Here is a 13,805-nt window from a genome sequence, read left to right on the forward strand (position 1 = left end):
AGCTTAGTGGCCGGGCGGCGTCGCGCAGTTCCCTTGCGTTACATCAATCCGTACCGGCACTCAATTCCATGCAGCCAGTATTGGTGGTGCGCGTACTGGTTCACACCGTTTTACAATCGAATCGTTCACATACAAATACATCGAGCGTCCCATGTCTTGGTTGCAGTCGGAGTCGATTCACGCGCAGGTGCAGGCGGTGCGCGAGCACGGTTTTGTCGTGGCAAAGGGGCTCGTGTCCCCCGAGCGGTGTGCGGCGCTGAAGGCGCTGGCCGAGCGACAACTCGGGGAGGCCGCGCAGCCGGTCGAATTCGAGGCCGATTTGCGTTATCCGGGCGCGCCCGAATCGAAGCGCGCGCCGGGCGGCCATACCGTGCGGCGGCTGCTCGATGCGTACGGGCGCGACGCGGCGTTCGCGCAGCGCGCGACGGCGCCCGAAATCGGCGCGTGGATGCGCGCGTATTTCGACGAGGCGCCGGTGTTGTCGCGCGCGCATCACAACTGCATGATGACCAAGCATCCGATGTACGGCAGCCTGACCGGCTGGCACCGCGATGCGCGCTACTGGTCGTTCGAGCGGCCCGACCTGGTGTCGGTGTGGCTCGCGCTCGGCGCCGAGACCCACGAGAACGGCGCGCTGTGGCTGGTGCCGGGCTCGCACACGGCCGAGTTCGGCGCGGACAGCTTCGACGCGGCCAAGTTCTTCCGCGCCGATCTGCCGGCGAATCGCCCGCTGATCGAGCAGGCCGTGTGCCCGCCGCTCGAGGCGGGCGACGTCGTGTTCTTCCACTGCAACACGCTGCATTCGGCCGGCCAGAACACCTCGGACCGCGTGAAGTTCTCGCTCGTGTTCACCTACCACGGCGCGAGCAACCGGCCGGTCCCCGGCTCGCGCTCGGCGGCCACGCCCGACGTGACGCTCTGAGCGCGCGGCTCAGCGCTTGCCGGACGGGATCGCGATGCCGATCAGTCCGGCCAGCATGGCGACCACGCCGCCCGCGATCAGCATGATGGTCTTGTTCGACGGCGAGCCGCTGAAGAAGCGCGCGACGTCGTCGTTGATCGAATGAAACGACTGGCCGCCGAAATACAGCAGCACGATGCCGCCGACGATGAGCGCAACGGAAATCGCCCGGGTCATGAAAATCCTCGCAATAACGAACCATCAGGACGTCGCAGTGTAGGGGAGCGCCGCTATCGCGTCCATGTCCGCGCGCGCCGCATGCGCGATCGGGGCGGGTTGGCTAACATAGCCGGTCCGGGATGCCGCCCAGCGGCATGCCGCCTGTCTGGCGCGATCGCGCCGGCCGCCTTCTCGACACGTCTTAACCGGGACTTCTCATGGCCTACGAAGCAGCCTCCGAACGATATGCAGAGATGCAGTACCGCGTATGCGGCAAGTCAGGGCTCAAGCTGCCCGCTCTGTCGCTCGGCTTGTGGCACAACTTCGGCGACACGACGCCGATCTCGACCCAGCGCGAGATCCTGCGCACCGCGTTCGACCTCGGCATCACGCACTTCGATCTCGCCAACAACTACGGCCCGCCGTACGGCAGCGCGGAGACCAACTTCGGCCGCCTGCTGAAGGAAGATTTCCGGCCGTATCGCGACGAGCTGCTGATTTCGTCGAAGGCCGGCTGGGACATGTGGCCCGGCCCGTACGGCAGCGGCGGCGGCTCGCGCAAGTACATACTCGCGAGTCTCGACCAGAGCCTGCAGCGGATGGGGCTCGACTATGTCGACATTTTCTACTCGCATCGCTTCGACGCGCACACGCCGCTCGAGGAGACCGCGAGCGCGCTCGCGACCGCGGTGCAGCAGGGCAAGGCGCTGTACATCGGCATCTCGTCGTACTCGGCGGCCAAGACCCGCGAGATCGCGACGCTGCTCGCCGAATACAAGGTGCCGCTCCTGATCCATCAGCCCGCCTACAACCTGCTGAACCGCTGGGCCGAGCACGAACTGCTCGATACGCTCGACGCGGTCGGCGCGGGCAGCATCGCATTCACGCCGCTGGCCCAGGGGCTGCTGACGTCGAAGTACCTGAAGGGGATTCCCGCCGATGCGCGGATCAACAAGCCGGGCGGCGGCTCGTTGAAGGAGTCGCACCTGAGCGAGGAGAATCTGGAGCACGTGCGCAAGCTCAACGCGATCGCCGAGCGGCGCGGCCAGACCCTCGCGCAGATGGCGCTCGCCTGGGTGCTGCGCGACGGCCGCGTGACCTCGGCGCTGATCGGCGCGAGTCGCGCGGAACAGGTGCGCGAAAACGTCGCCGCGCTGAAGAACCTGTCGTTCAGCGCGGACGAACGCGCGGAGATCGATCGCCATGCGACCGAGGGCGGCATCAATCTGTGGGAGAAGCCATCCACGGATCAGGCGATCTGATCGACCGGGGCCGCGCGTGCGCCACGTCGCACGCCGCGGCGATCCGTGCCGCTAGATCAGCGCGGGCAGCCCTTCCACGAGCAGCACGGCGACCATCACCCCCAGCATCGCGCCGAACACGCGCAGGACGTTGTGGCGGAATTCGGTCGCACAGGGCACGGCGCCCAGGAACAGCGCGCCGGCGAGCGCCATCGGAATCAGCAGGATGAAGTCGCCAATCGTGAAGTAAGTCGACATGCTCGTCTCCTTGTTATCTCACCCCGACCACGTGCCGCAGGACGGTTACTTCGAGTATAGGAAACGCCGCGCGTTTTTTCGCTATCCGTACCCTTAAAAGCCGACTCAGATCAAGCCGGCGGCCGATTCTTTCGTATTGCTTTCCATCGGTGCGGCATGCGCGGGCCGCGCATGCCGCACCGCGTCATGCCGGGGCTGCCGCCCGGGAGCCGCTGCGGAACACCAGGGCGAGCCCCGCGAGGATCGCCGCCATGCCGGCGAGCACCAGCGGTTCGAGCGGATGGCCGAGCCACAGCGCGTCCATCAGCGTGGTCACGACCGGCACCAGATAGAACAGGCTCGTCACGTTGACGAGATCGCCGCGCTGCATCAACCGGTAGAACAGATGTTGCGCGCACACCGAGATCACGATGCCGAGCCAGACGAGCGGCACCACGGACGCCCAGCTCACCTCGAACGCGAGCGGCTTGAACGGCGCGAACGCCAGGCACAGGCCGAGGCCGATCGCGTTCTGCACCGGCAGCACGTCGATCGGCGCGGCCTTCATGCGCTTTTGCAGCAGCGCGCCGAAGGTCATCGCGAGCAGCGCGCCGAGCGCGCAGGCGATGCCCGACGGCGGTACCGCCCCGCCACCGCGATAGACGACGAGCGCGAGGCCGCCCAGCGCCAGCGCGAGACCCGCGAGGCGCGCGCCGGACCAGCGGCGTTCGAGCAGCGCGAGCGTGAGGATCGGCTGCACGCCGAGCAGGGTCGCGAGCACGCCCGGCGCGAGGCCGCGTTCGAGCGCGAGCAGGTACAGGATCGAGTAGCCGCCCATCAGCAGGAACCCGGTCGCGATCGCGAGGCGCCGCGCGCCGGGTTCGGGGAGCCAGCGGCCGCGCGCGAGCGCGAGCGGCAGCAGGACGAGGGACGCGAGCGCGAAGCGCGCGATCAGGAACGCGAAGGCGCTCGCATGGCGCAGGCCGAGTTCGGCGAAGATCGCACCGCTGCTCCACAGCAGCACGAAGAGCGTGGTGGCGCCATATGCGGCCAGCGCGTGTTTGACGGAATGCATGAGGGTTCACCTGTCGAGTGAAACGGGCAGGACCAGGCGTGCGGACGCCGCGCGCAAGGCGCGCCGGTGCGACGACTGGAACGAGGGACGACCGCGCGGCGTTCAGCCGTGCAGTGCGACGGGCGGCGGCGGTGCGCCGACGCGCGGCGGATCGACAGGTGGGGGCGGGGCGGACGCGCGCGCGCAGGCGTGCAGCGAGCCCTGACAGGGCGGCTGCGAAACGGCGAAGGCGGGCGCGAGAGGCTGCATCGAGACGAAGGGTGAATCGTGCGTGACGTGAGTGACGAATCGCAACGATAGCCGATGTCGCGGCTTCCTGGCAATCGAACGCGGGTGAGGTTTACGCGAGGCCGCGCCGCTCGCGTTGCCGCAGCCGGACCGCGAGCGCCAGCCCGAGCAGCAGCAGCGCGCCGGTCAGCGCGACGACGCCGCGCCAGCCGGCCGCGCTCCAGCACTGTCCGCCGAACCAGCCCACGAAGCTCGAACCGAGGTAGTAGGCGAGCAGATACAGCGCGGCGGCCTGCCCCTTGCCGGTGTTCGCGAGGCGGCCGACCCAGCCGCTCGCGACCGCATGGCCGGCGAAGAAGCCGAAGGTCGCGCAGGCGAGGCCGGCCGCGATCGCGGGCACGGGACGCAGCAGCGTGAGCGCGAGGCCCGCGAGCATCAGCCCGAGGCTCGCGATCAGCACGCGGCCGCGGCCGAGCCGGTCGGCCGCGCGACCGGACCAGGGCGAGGCGACGACGCCCGCCAGATAGACCACGAACAGCGCGCCGACGCTCGCCTGGCTCATCCGGTACGGCGGCGCGAGCAGGCGGTAGCCGAGGTAGTTGTAGAGCGTGACGAAGCTGCCCATCAGCACGAAGCCGGTGGCGAACAGCGCGGGCAGCCCGGGGCGGCGCGTGAGATGGCCGACGAGCGCGGCGCGATGCTGCGCGAAGCCGACGCCGCGGCGCGGCGTGAAATGGCGCGACGGCGGCAGCAGCGCGCGGAACGCGAGCATCGCTGCGAGGCCGAGCACCCCGGTCGCGCCCACGGCGATCCGCCACGAGCCGAGATCGGCCAGCACGCCGGCGACGACCCGCCCGGACATGCCGCCGATCGCGGTGCCGCCGACATAGAGGCCCATCGCGAGGCCGAGGCCGTCGGGGTGCACCTCTTCGGCGAGATAGGCCATCGCGACGGCCGGCACGCCGCCGAGCGCGAGCCCGGTGAGCGCGCGCAGCGCGAGCAGCTGTGACCAATGCGGCGCGCATGCGGCGCCGAGCGTGAGCAGGGCCGACAGCGTCAGCGACGCGGTCATCAACTGGCGGCGGCCGAGCGCTTCGGACACGAAGCCGGCGACGAAGATCGCGCCGGCCAGCGAGGCCGTCGACAGCGACAGCGCGAGGCTGCTCTGCGCGGGGCTCACGCCGAACTGCGCGGAGAATGCGGGCAGCAGCGGCTGCACGTAGTAGAGCAGCGAGAAGGTCGCGTAGCCCGCGCACAGCAGCGCGGCGCTGGCCCGCCGGTAATCGCGCGTGCCGCGTTCGAGATAGCGGGCGGATCCGGGGGCGGCGGTCAAGCGGGTTCTCCGGGCGGCGGGAGGGGCGGGGTGTGCGGACGGCGCGGTTGCGGTGGCGCGACGAACGGATGTAGACGTCCGTCTCACCTGTCAGGTTATGATGATGCGAAGCCGTCGCGCAAGCCTGATGCGACGGCCGTGGCTGAATGGCGACATCCGCGTGGACACCGGCCCATTCAGCGCTATTTTCTCTTTTCGCGATTTCAGCCGCGATTGACAATGGATGCGCAGCACCGCCCTTCGTGCGGCGGCGCGCGTTTCGTGTATTTGCCTGGCCGGGCGACCACCGGCCGGCCCTGAAAGCGGGGGAACATCATGCATGTCGGTTCGATTGTCTGTACCACTCATATCGCAGTGCCCAAGGGCGCGCGCGGCATCGTCCAGCGCATCCTCGGCGACATGGCGATGGTGACCTGGTACGCGGGCGTGCCCGGCGATTCCAAGGAACTCAACACCGAGCCCTTCTTCCTCGAGGACCTGATCGATACAGGCGAATCGGTGCTGCCCGCGGGCGCGGCGCTGCACTGAAGCGCTCGTCTTTCGGTCCCGTGCACGGCACAATGCGGGACATGAACGACGCCCTTCCTGATTCATCCGCCGCCGGCCCGAGCGCCGGCGTGCCTTTTGCCGGCCTCACGCCGGAATGCGTGCTCGATGCGCTCGACAGCGTGCTGATGCCCACGGGCGCGCGCACCGACGGCCGCCTGCTCGCGCTCAACAGCTACGAAAACCGGGTCTACCAGGTTGGCATCGAGGACGGCCCGCCCGTCGTCGCGAAGTTCTACCGGCCGCATCGCTGGTCGGACGATGCGATTCTCGAAGAGCATGCGTTCGTCGCCGAGCTTGCGGCGCGCGAGATTCCCGCCGTGCCCGCGCGCGTGCTCGACGGCGCGTCGCTGCATCATTTCGACGGTTTCCGTTTCGCGCTGTTCGAGCGGCGCGGCGGCCGCGCGCCCGATCTCGACCGGGCCGACACGCTCGAATGGCTCGGCCGCTTCATCGGCCGCATCCATGCGGTCGGCGCGACGCATGACTACGCGGCGCGGCCCGCGCTCGACATCGCGACCTTCGGCCACGCGCCGCGCGATTTCCTGCTGTCCGGCAGCCTCGTGCCGGACGACGTGCGTCCCGCGTACGAAGCGGTGCTTGCGCTCGCGCTGGAGGGCGTCGAGGCGGCCTTCGCGCGCGCGGGCGACGTGCGCAGGCTGCGCGCGCACGGCGACTGTCATCCGAGCAATGTGCTGTGGACCGACGCCGGCCCGCACTTCGTCGATTTCGACGACAGCCGGATGGCGCCCGCGATCCAGGATCTGTGGCTGCTGCTGCCGGGCGACCGCCCCGAGGCGGCGCGCGCGTTGACGGACCTGCTGGCGGGCTACGAGGATTTCTGCGAATTCGATCCGCGCGAGCTGCACCTCGTCGAGGCGCTGCGCACGCTGCGCCTCATCCACTACGCGGCCTGGCTGGCGCGGCGCTGGGACGATCCGGCATTCCCGGCCGCGTTCCCGTGGTTCAACACGCCGCGCTATTGGGAAGCGCGCGTGCTCGAGTTGCGCGAGCAGGTCGGCGCGATGCAGGAAGGGCCGCTGTGGCCGGTCTGAGCGCGGCGCGCCCGCGTCCCGGCCGGCCCGCTTCCTGAGCTTGGTTCAGAACCGCAGCATCATCTTGATGACCGAGGCGAAGCGCTTGCCGTAAGGCGGCGCGAGCAGATTGCGGGTATTGAAGCGGGGTTGCGTGAGCACGGGCTTCATCTTCGAGAACGTCACGAAGCCGTCATGGCCGTGATACGCGCCCATCCCGCTCGCGCCGACGCCGCCGAACGGCAGCGAGAGGCACGCGATATGCATCAGCGTGTCGTTGACCGTCACGCCGCCCGAGATCGTGTCGCGCATCACGCGCTCGACCGTCGCCCGCGTTTCGTCGAACAAATACAGCGCGAGCGGCCGCGGCCGCGCATTGATGTACGCGATCGCATCGTCGAGCCGGTCGTACGGAACGACCGGCAGCAGCGGCCCGAAGATTTCCTCCTGCATCAGCGTGGCCGCGTCGGGCGCCTGCGTGACGATGGTCGGCACGAAGCGCCGCCGCGCCGGGTCGGACGCCACGTCGGCGAGCGGATGCAGTTGCGCGCCCGCCGCCTCGGCTTCGTCCGCGAGCCGCTGCAGGCGCGCGAAATGGCGATCCGAGACGATCGAGGTGTAATCGGCGTTGCGCGCGAAGTCAGGGTACAGGCGCGCGACCCGCGCCCGCGCCCGCGCGATGAACGCCTGCTCCTGGCCGCGCGGCACCAGCACGTAGTCGGGCGCGATGCAGGTTTGCCCGGCATTCAGGGTCTTGCCGGCGATCACCGCGTCGACCGCCGCGTCGAAGCGCGCGTGCGGGCCGACGATCACGGGCGACTTGCCGCCCAGTTCGAGCGTGACGGGCGTCAGATGCTCGGCGGCCGCGCGCATCACGTGACGGCCGACCTGGGTCGAGCCGGTGAACAGCAGGTGATCGACGGGCAGCGCGCTGAACGCCGCGCCCACCTCGGCGTCGCCGTTCACGACCGCGACGTGGTCGCGCGAGAAGGTCTTGGCGATCAGCTGCTCGAACAGCGCGGCGGTGCGCGGCGTCAGCTCCGACATCTTGATGATCGCGCGGTTGCCCGCCGCGAGCGCGCAGGCGAGCGGCGAGGCCGCGAGCAGCAGCGGGTAGTTCCACGGCGCGATGATGCCGACCACGCCGAGCGGCTGCGGCATCACCTTCGCGCGCGCCGGCTGCATCCACTTGCTCATCGGGCGGCGGCTCGGCTTCATCCAGCGCTTGCCGTGCCGCAGCGCGTCGTCGATTTCCTCCTTCGCGAGCCACACTTCCGACAGCAGCACCTCTTCCTTCGCGCGATGGCCGAAGTCGGCGCTGATCGCCTCGGCGAACGCGTCGCGATGGTCGAGCAGCATCGCGCGCAGCGCGCGCAGGTGGCTCGCGCGCGCGTCCCAGGACGGATACGGCGCGCGCAGGTACGCGGCGCGCTGGTCGCGCAGCAGCGCATCGAGATGGGCGAGATCGGGCAGGTCGTTTTTCACTGGGTCTCCTTGGCAGCGGGTGTGGCCGGCCGTCAGGCCGGGAACGCCCGCTCGACGAGCGCGGCGTGGTCGAAGCGGGCGGGCAGCGTGCCGTACACGCGCCCGGTGTCGTGGTTCGACGCGGCGAGGCGCGTCGCGAGGAACGCGTCGGCAACCGGCGCGGGTGCGTCGCGCAGCAGCAGCGAGGCCTGCGCGAGCAGCGCGATGCGCTGGGCGATCCCGCGCGCGCACGCTTCGCGCGCCTCGGGCGCGAGCGCGAGCAGATCGTCGAGCCCGGCGAGCGCGGCGGCGAAGCGCGGGTCGCGCCGCGCGTCGTCGCGCCAATCGTCGAGCAGCGCGGCGGCGGCGTCGGGATCGCGCTCGAGTGAGCGCAGCACGTCGAGGCACATCACGTTGCCGGATCCTTCCCAGATCGAATTGACGGGCGCCTCGCGATAGAAGCGCGCCATCGGGCCGGTCTCGACGTAGCCGTTGCCGCCCCAGACTTCCATCGCCTCGCCGGTGAAGGCGAGCGCGCGCTTGCAGACCCAGAATTTCGCAGCCGGCAGCACGATCTGCCGCCAGCCGCGCGCAAGGGCCGGCGGCGCGGCGCCGTCGGCCGCCTCGAACGCGTGCGCGAGCTGCATGAACAGCACGGTCGCGGCTTCCGACTCGAGCGCGAGATCGGCGAGCACATTGCGCATCAGCGGTTGTTCGACGAGCAGGCGGCCGAATGCGCTCCGGTGGCGCGTATGATGAATCGCCTCGATGAGCGCGATGCGCATCAGCGAAGCGCTGCCGACCACGCAATCGAGCCGCGTATAGTTCGCCATTTCGATGATGGTCGGCACGCCGCGCCCCTCCTCGCCGATCATCAGACCATAGGCGTCGAGGAACTCGACCTCGCTGCTCGCATTGGAGCGATTGCCGAGCTTGTCCTTCAGGCGCTGGATCTGCACGGCGTTCTTCGCGCCGTCGGGCGTGTAGCGCGGCACGTAGAAGCACGACACACCCGGATGCGCGTCGGTGCGCGCGAGCACGAGATGCGCGTCGCATTGCGGCGCGGAGAAGAACCATTTGTGGCCGACCAGGCGATACGCGCCGCCGCGGCCGCCCGTGCCGAGCGGCGTCGCACGGGTCGTGTTCGTGCGCACGTCGGAGCCGCCCTGCTTTTCCGTCATCCCCATCCCGACCATGATCGCGCGCTTCTGCTCGAGCGGCGCGTCGCGCGGATCGTATTCGCACGCGTACAGGCGCGTGCGCAGCGTTTCAAAAAGGGCCGGTTCGCGGCGCAACACGGGAATGCTCGCGAAGGTCATCGTGAGCGGGCACAGCGAGCCCGATTCGAGTTGCGAGTGCAGGAAATAGCCGGCGCAGCGGGCCGGCATCGCGCCGGCGCGCGGCGTTGCGAACGGCAGCGCGTGCAGGCCCGCGCCGCGCACCATGCCGAGCAGCGCATGCCAGCTCGGATGGAATTCGAGCGCGTCGATCCGTTCGCCGCGCGGGCTGTGCGTCACGAGTTCGGGGGTATGGCGGTTCGCGGCCTCGGCGAGCGCGAGCGCCTCGGGGGTCGTCAACGCGGCGCCCAACTCGGCGAGCTTCGTTCGATACCACGCTGCCGCGTGGCGTTCCAGCGCGGCGGCGAGCGCGACGTCCGTTTCAAACGCGTTGTAATCGACAAGCGGCGGCGCCTGATTCGTGACCTGATGCGTGACTGTCAGAACGTGTTCGTGCATGCCTGTCTCTCCCGTTTCGCGACGGGCGGCTTCTGGCGGCCGCGTTGGTGCGCGCAAGGCGAAGACATTCATCTTAGAGTGAGATCGGGGATGCGTTTAGAGGAATCGCTCTTGAATTGATGCGCCGCCGCGCCGGGCGGGCTTCCTACAATGCGCGAACATTACAAGGTCGCACCAGGCCGTCGGACGGCGCGCGCGCCGCTTACTGTTCATGCATGAAGGAGACATGACATGCAGTACGACTACATCATCGTTGGCGGGGGCTCGGGCGGGGCGAGCCTCGCGGGTCGTCTCGCGGACGCGTGCCCCGACGCGACGATCGCGCTCGTCGAGGCGGGTCGGCACACCGAGCGCAACGTGCTCGTCAACATGCCGGTCGGCATCGCCGCGCTCGTGCCGTTCAAGTTCGGCACCAACTACGGCTACGAGACGGTGCCGCAGCCGGGGCTCGGCGGACGGCGCGGCTATCAGCCGCGCGGGCGCGGGATGGGCGGATCGAGTGCGATCAACGCGATGATCTATACGCGCGGCCATCCTCAGGACTACGATGAGTGGGCGCAGCTCGGCTGCGACGGCTGGGGCTGGCGCGACGTGCTGCCGTATTTCCGCCGGGCGGAAGGCAACCAGCGCGGCGCCGACGCATGGCACGGCGCCGACGGCCCGCTGACGGTGTCGGACCTGCGCTTTCGCAATCCGTTCTCCGAACGATTCATCGCGGCCGCGCACGCGGCCGGCTATCCGCTCAACGACGATTTCAACGGCGCGCAGCAGGAAGGCGTCGGCTTCTATCAGGTCACGCATCGCGACGGCGCGCGCTGCAGCGTCGCGCGGGCCTATGTCTATGGGCGCGAGCGTTCCAACCTGCACGTGATCGTCGACGCGACCGTGCTGCGCGTCGTGTTCGAGGGCAAGCGCGCGGCGGGCGTCGAACTCGCGCGGAACGGCCGCGTCGAGACGCTCGATGCGCGCGCCGAGGTGATCCTCGCGGCGGGCGCGTTCAATACGCCGCAGCTGCTGATGTGCTCGGGCGTCGGGCCGGCGGCGCAGCTGCGCCGGCACGGCGTGGCGGTCGTGCACGACGCGCCCGACGTCGGCGAGAACCTGATCGACCATATCGATTTCATCATCAACAAGCGCGTGAACTCGTCCGCGCTCGTCGGCATCTGCGTGCGCGGCCTCGCGAAAATGACGCCGCAATTGTTTCGCTATCTGTCGAAGCGCGACGGCATGATGTCGAGCAACGTCGCGGAGGCGGGCGGCTTCATCAAGAGCGAGCCCGGGCTCGACCGGCCCGACCTGCAGCTGCATTTCTGCACCGCGATCGTCGATGACCACAATCGGCGCATGCACTGGGGCTTCGGCTATTCGCTGCACGTGTGCGCGCTGCGGCCGAAGAGCCGCGGCACCGTCGCGCTCGCGAGCGGCGACGCGCGCGTCGCGCCGCTGATCGATCCGCGCTTCTTCAGCGACGAACGCGATCTCGCGCTGCTGCTGCGCGGCGCGAAGGCGATGCGCGCGATCCTGTCGGCCGAGCCGCTCGCGTCGCAGGGCGGCCGCGAGCTGTACACGCACCCGGATGATTCCGACGACGCGCTGCGCGCGGCGATCGTCGCGCACGCGGACACGATCTACCACCCGGTCGGCACCTGCCGGATGGGCAGCGACGCGCGCGCGGTGGTCGACACGCAATTGCGCGTGCGCGGAGTCGAGGGATTGCGGGTGGTGGATGCGTCGGTGATGCCGACCCTGATCGGCGGCAACACGAATGCGCCGACCGTGATGATCGGCGAGCGCGCGGCGGACTTCATCGTCGCCGCGCGGCAGGGGCGCGAAGCGGTGCGCTCGCCCGCGCTGCACGGCCGCTGATGGCGGCGCGCGGGCGCGGCGCGGCGACGTCGCTTACGCGAAGGTGTCGACCATCCCGACGACGCGTCGCGTCGCCGTGCCGGCGAGCGTTGCGTCGGCGTCGCCGAGCCCATCGTCGGCCGCCGACGCGCCGAAGCCGCGCTGCGCGCCCTGTCCGCGCGCCGATTGCTGTTGCGGGTTCTGCTGCTGCGCGGCGCCGAAGCTACCGTCGCTGACGCTCGCGCTGCCGAGCCCGAGCCCGCCCGATTCCATCGCCTCGCGCAGCTTGGGCAGCGCCGCCTCGACGGCTTCGCGCACCTGCGCATGCTGCGACACGAACAGCGCGTGCGCATGATTGTCGGCCACCCGCAGCACGACCTGCAGCGGCCCGAGATCCGGCGGATTGAGCGTGAGTTCCGCGCTTTGCTGGTGCGCGTTCGACAGGAACACGACCTTCTGGCCCAGCGCGTCGGCCCAGTCGGGCCCGCCCACGGGCGGCGCGACGTGGGTCGTGCCGGCCACGGCCGCGCCCGCCTGTTGCGTGGTCGGCACGCTTTGCTGGAGCGCGGCGCTCGCGGCGGCGAGCGACGCCTGGCCGGAATCGACGGCCGGCTGCGACGTGGTGAGCGCTCCGGCGGCCGGCTTCGCCTCGCCCGTCGGGGCGGTCGCGGCGGCCGTATCGGCGGCGGTCGCCGTCGCGTTCGAGGCGGCGAGCGTCTTGTCGGCCATCAGCCCCTTGGCGGTGAGCGGCGCGCGCAGCGGCGCGCTGTCCGCGCCCGCACTGCTGCCGCCGCCGGTGCCGGGGGTGACGGTCGGCGCCGCGGCGCCCTGGCCGCCGTTCGTGAGCTTGTCGAGCGCGCTTTGCAGCGCGTCGCGGATCGTCGCGGGCGCGCTGCCGGCCGCGTCGGTCGTATCCGTCTGGGCGCCGTTGGCCTTGGCGTCGAGCTTGGCGGCCAGCGTGCTGGCCGCATCCGCGATCGAGGCGGCGGCGTCCGCGGCTTCGTCGACCGGCTGCGACGCCGCGTCCGGGCGCGCTTGCAGTTGCGCCTGGACCGCGGCGGCGGCGAGCGCGGCGGCCTGGGCGGGATCGGGCGCGGTTTGCGCGGTGCTGTCGCCCGTCTTGCCGTCGTCCTTGCCGGAGGACGGCTTCGTGCCGCCCGTCGTCGTGCCCGCGCCGGCCGTCGGCGTGGTGGTCGGCGCGCTCGGATCGTTGGCGCTCGCGCTGCCGTTCGACTGCGTCGCCGCGCCGCCCGCCTGCGCGCCGTTGGCATTGGCCTGGCGCTGCGACTGCACGCTCTGCCGCAGGGTCTGCGCGAACGGCGCGGTCGAGACGGGCGTGTCCGGGCTGCCCGTCGCGGGGGCCGGGCTCGCGCCGCGTGCGCCGCCGACGGCGGCGCCGGCGGTGTCGAGAAGCGTGCCGAGGAGAGGAAGAGAGGGCATGGCGGGTCTCAGGTTCGGGTTCGGTTCGCGCGGCGCTTATTTTGCCGCGTCGGCGTTTGCCGCGTCTTTGCGCATCCGCAGCACTTTGGCCGCGTGTTCGTCGGCGTCGCGCTGCTCGCGTTTCGCGACGCGTTGGGCTTCCTGTTGCGCGCCGCGGGCCTGCAGGATCTCGAACGAGCCCACGGTGCGTTTCTTGGCCTGCCACTCGGGGCGGGCCGCGTCGATGCGCGCCTCGGCCGCGGCCAGCACGCGCCGCTGCTGGCCGATCGCGTCGTCGAGCGTGTTGATGAAGGCCTGGAAGTTGAGCCAGCTGCCGGCCGGCATGCCGGTCTGCGCGGAGATCGCGAAGTTCGCGTGGTATTCGTCGCGGTAGCGCAGCAGCGCGTCGAGCTGCGTTTGCGCATCGGTGCGGTCGCGCTGCGCGTGGCCGAGTTGCTTGGTCGCGTGGTCGAGCGCGTCGAGCGCGCGATCGAGCAGCAACTGGAGCGGAAAGCTTTGAGCCATGG

13 protein-coding genes are annotated in these 13,805 nt (G+C 70.3%); 5 read left to right on the forward strand and 8 right to left on the reverse strand.

The window, feature by feature from the left end; genetic code table 11:
* The first annotated feature begins 151 nt into the window (after positions 1 to 151).
* Positions 152 to 922 (forward strand): phytanoyl-CoA dioxygenase family protein, encoded by a 771-nt coding sequence (locus tag AC1RQF_RS10865; RefSeq protein ID WP_273999574.1) that lies wholly within the window; start codon positions 152 to 154, stop codon positions 920 to 922.
* Between the two features lie 9 nt (positions 923 to 931).
* Here the strand turns inward: AC1RQF_RS10865 and AC1RQF_RS10870 are convergent, their stop codons facing one another.
* Complete coding sequence (locus AC1RQF_RS10870) at positions 932 to 1,138, reverse strand: DUF3185 family protein (protein WP_273999572.1); 207 nt, start codon at positions 1,136 to 1,138, stop codon at positions 932 to 934.
* A gap of 200 nt (positions 1,139 to 1,338) precedes the next feature.
* On the opposite strand from AC1RQF_RS10870, the gene mgrA reads away from it, so the two are divergent.
* Positions 1,339 to 2,382: an L-glyceraldehyde 3-phosphate reductase gene (gene mgrA, locus AC1RQF_RS10875; protein WP_273999571.1), complete on the forward strand. Its 1,044-nt coding sequence runs from the start codon at positions 1,339 to 1,341 to the stop codon at positions 2,380 to 2,382.
* Positions 2,383 to 2,433: 51 nt separating this feature from the next.
* On the opposite strand, the gene AC1RQF_RS10880 is transcribed toward mgrA, so the two are convergent.
* The 3 genes from AC1RQF_RS10880 to AC1RQF_RS10890 form a co-directional block, all read right to left on the reverse strand.
* The gene (locus tag AC1RQF_RS10880; protein WP_252982457.1) at positions 2,434 to 2,619 is read right to left on the reverse strand and encodes a hypothetical protein; all 186 of its coding nucleotides are present in this window, start codon (positions 2,617 to 2,619) and stop codon (positions 2,434 to 2,436) included.
* 184 nt (positions 2,620 to 2,803) lie between these two features.
* Positions 2,804 to 3,673 carry a DMT family transporter gene (locus tag AC1RQF_RS10885; protein ID WP_273999568.1) on the reverse strand — a complete coding sequence of 290 codons (870 nt, stop codon included), beginning with the start codon at positions 3,671 to 3,673 and terminating at the stop codon, positions 2,804 to 2,806.
* A 340-nt stretch (positions 3,674 to 4,013) separates the two neighbouring features.
* Positions 4,014 to 5,234, reverse strand: coding sequence for an MFS transporter (locus tag AC1RQF_RS10890; protein ID WP_492872037.1), 1,221 nt, complete (start codon positions 5,232 to 5,234; stop codon positions 4,014 to 4,016).
* Between the two features lie 315 nt (positions 5,235 to 5,549).
* Here AC1RQF_RS10890 and AC1RQF_RS10895 point away from each other — a divergent pair, with 315 nt between their 5' ends.
* Both AC1RQF_RS10895 and AC1RQF_RS10900 read left to right on the forward strand, forming a co-directional pair.
* On the forward strand, positions 5,550 to 5,762 hold the full coding sequence (locus tag AC1RQF_RS10895; protein ID WP_273999565.1) for a hypothetical protein: 213 nt from the start codon (positions 5,550 to 5,552) through the stop codon (positions 5,760 to 5,762).
* Positions 5,763 to 5,794: 32 nt separating this feature from the next.
* Entirely contained in the window at positions 5,795 to 6,835 is a 1,041-nt protein-coding gene (locus tag AC1RQF_RS10900; RefSeq protein ID WP_273999564.1) for a serine/threonine protein kinase, read from the forward strand.
* Between the two features lie 45 nt (positions 6,836 to 6,880).
* Here AC1RQF_RS10900 and AC1RQF_RS10905 read toward each other — a convergent pair whose 3' ends face one another.
* Together AC1RQF_RS10905 and AC1RQF_RS10910 are read right to left on the reverse strand one after the other, a co-directional pair.
* Positions 6,881 to 8,299, reverse strand: coding sequence for a coniferyl aldehyde dehydrogenase (locus AC1RQF_RS10905; protein WP_492872039.1), 1,419 nt, complete (start codon positions 8,297 to 8,299; stop codon positions 6,881 to 6,883).
* A gap of 32 nt (positions 8,300 to 8,331) precedes the next feature.
* Positions 8,332 to 10,014, reverse strand: a complete 1,683-nt coding sequence (locus AC1RQF_RS10910) for an isovaleryl-CoA dehydrogenase (RefSeq protein ID WP_273999562.1) — start codon at positions 10,012 to 10,014, stop codon at positions 8,332 to 8,334.
* 231 nt (positions 10,015 to 10,245) lie between these two features.
* Here AC1RQF_RS10910 and AC1RQF_RS10915 point away from each other — a divergent pair, with 231 nt between their 5' ends.
* The gene (locus tag AC1RQF_RS10915) at positions 10,246 to 11,880 is read left to right on the forward strand and encodes a GMC family oxidoreductase (RefSeq protein ID WP_273999560.1); all 1,635 of its coding nucleotides are present in this window, start codon (positions 10,246 to 10,248) and stop codon (positions 11,878 to 11,880) included.
* Positions 11,881 to 11,913: 33 nt separating this feature from the next.
* Here the strand turns inward: AC1RQF_RS10915 and AC1RQF_RS10920 are convergent, their stop codons facing one another.
* Together AC1RQF_RS10920 and fliJ are read right to left on the reverse strand one after the other, a co-directional pair.
* Complete coding sequence (locus AC1RQF_RS10920) at positions 11,914 to 13,299, reverse strand: flagellar hook-length control protein FliK (protein ID WP_273999559.1); 1,386 nt, start codon at positions 13,297 to 13,299, stop codon at positions 11,914 to 11,916.
* 36 nt (positions 13,300 to 13,335) lie between these two features.
* Positions 13,336 to 13,803 carry a flagellar export protein FliJ gene (fliJ, locus tag AC1RQF_RS10925; RefSeq protein WP_273999558.1) on the reverse strand — a complete coding sequence of 156 codons (468 nt, stop codon included), beginning with the start codon at positions 13,801 to 13,803 and terminating at the stop codon, positions 13,336 to 13,338.
* Positions 13,804 to 13,805 lie beyond the last annotated feature (2 nt).

The sequence above is a fragment of the Burkholderia sp. GW821-FHT14F03 genome (assembly GCF_058803765.1).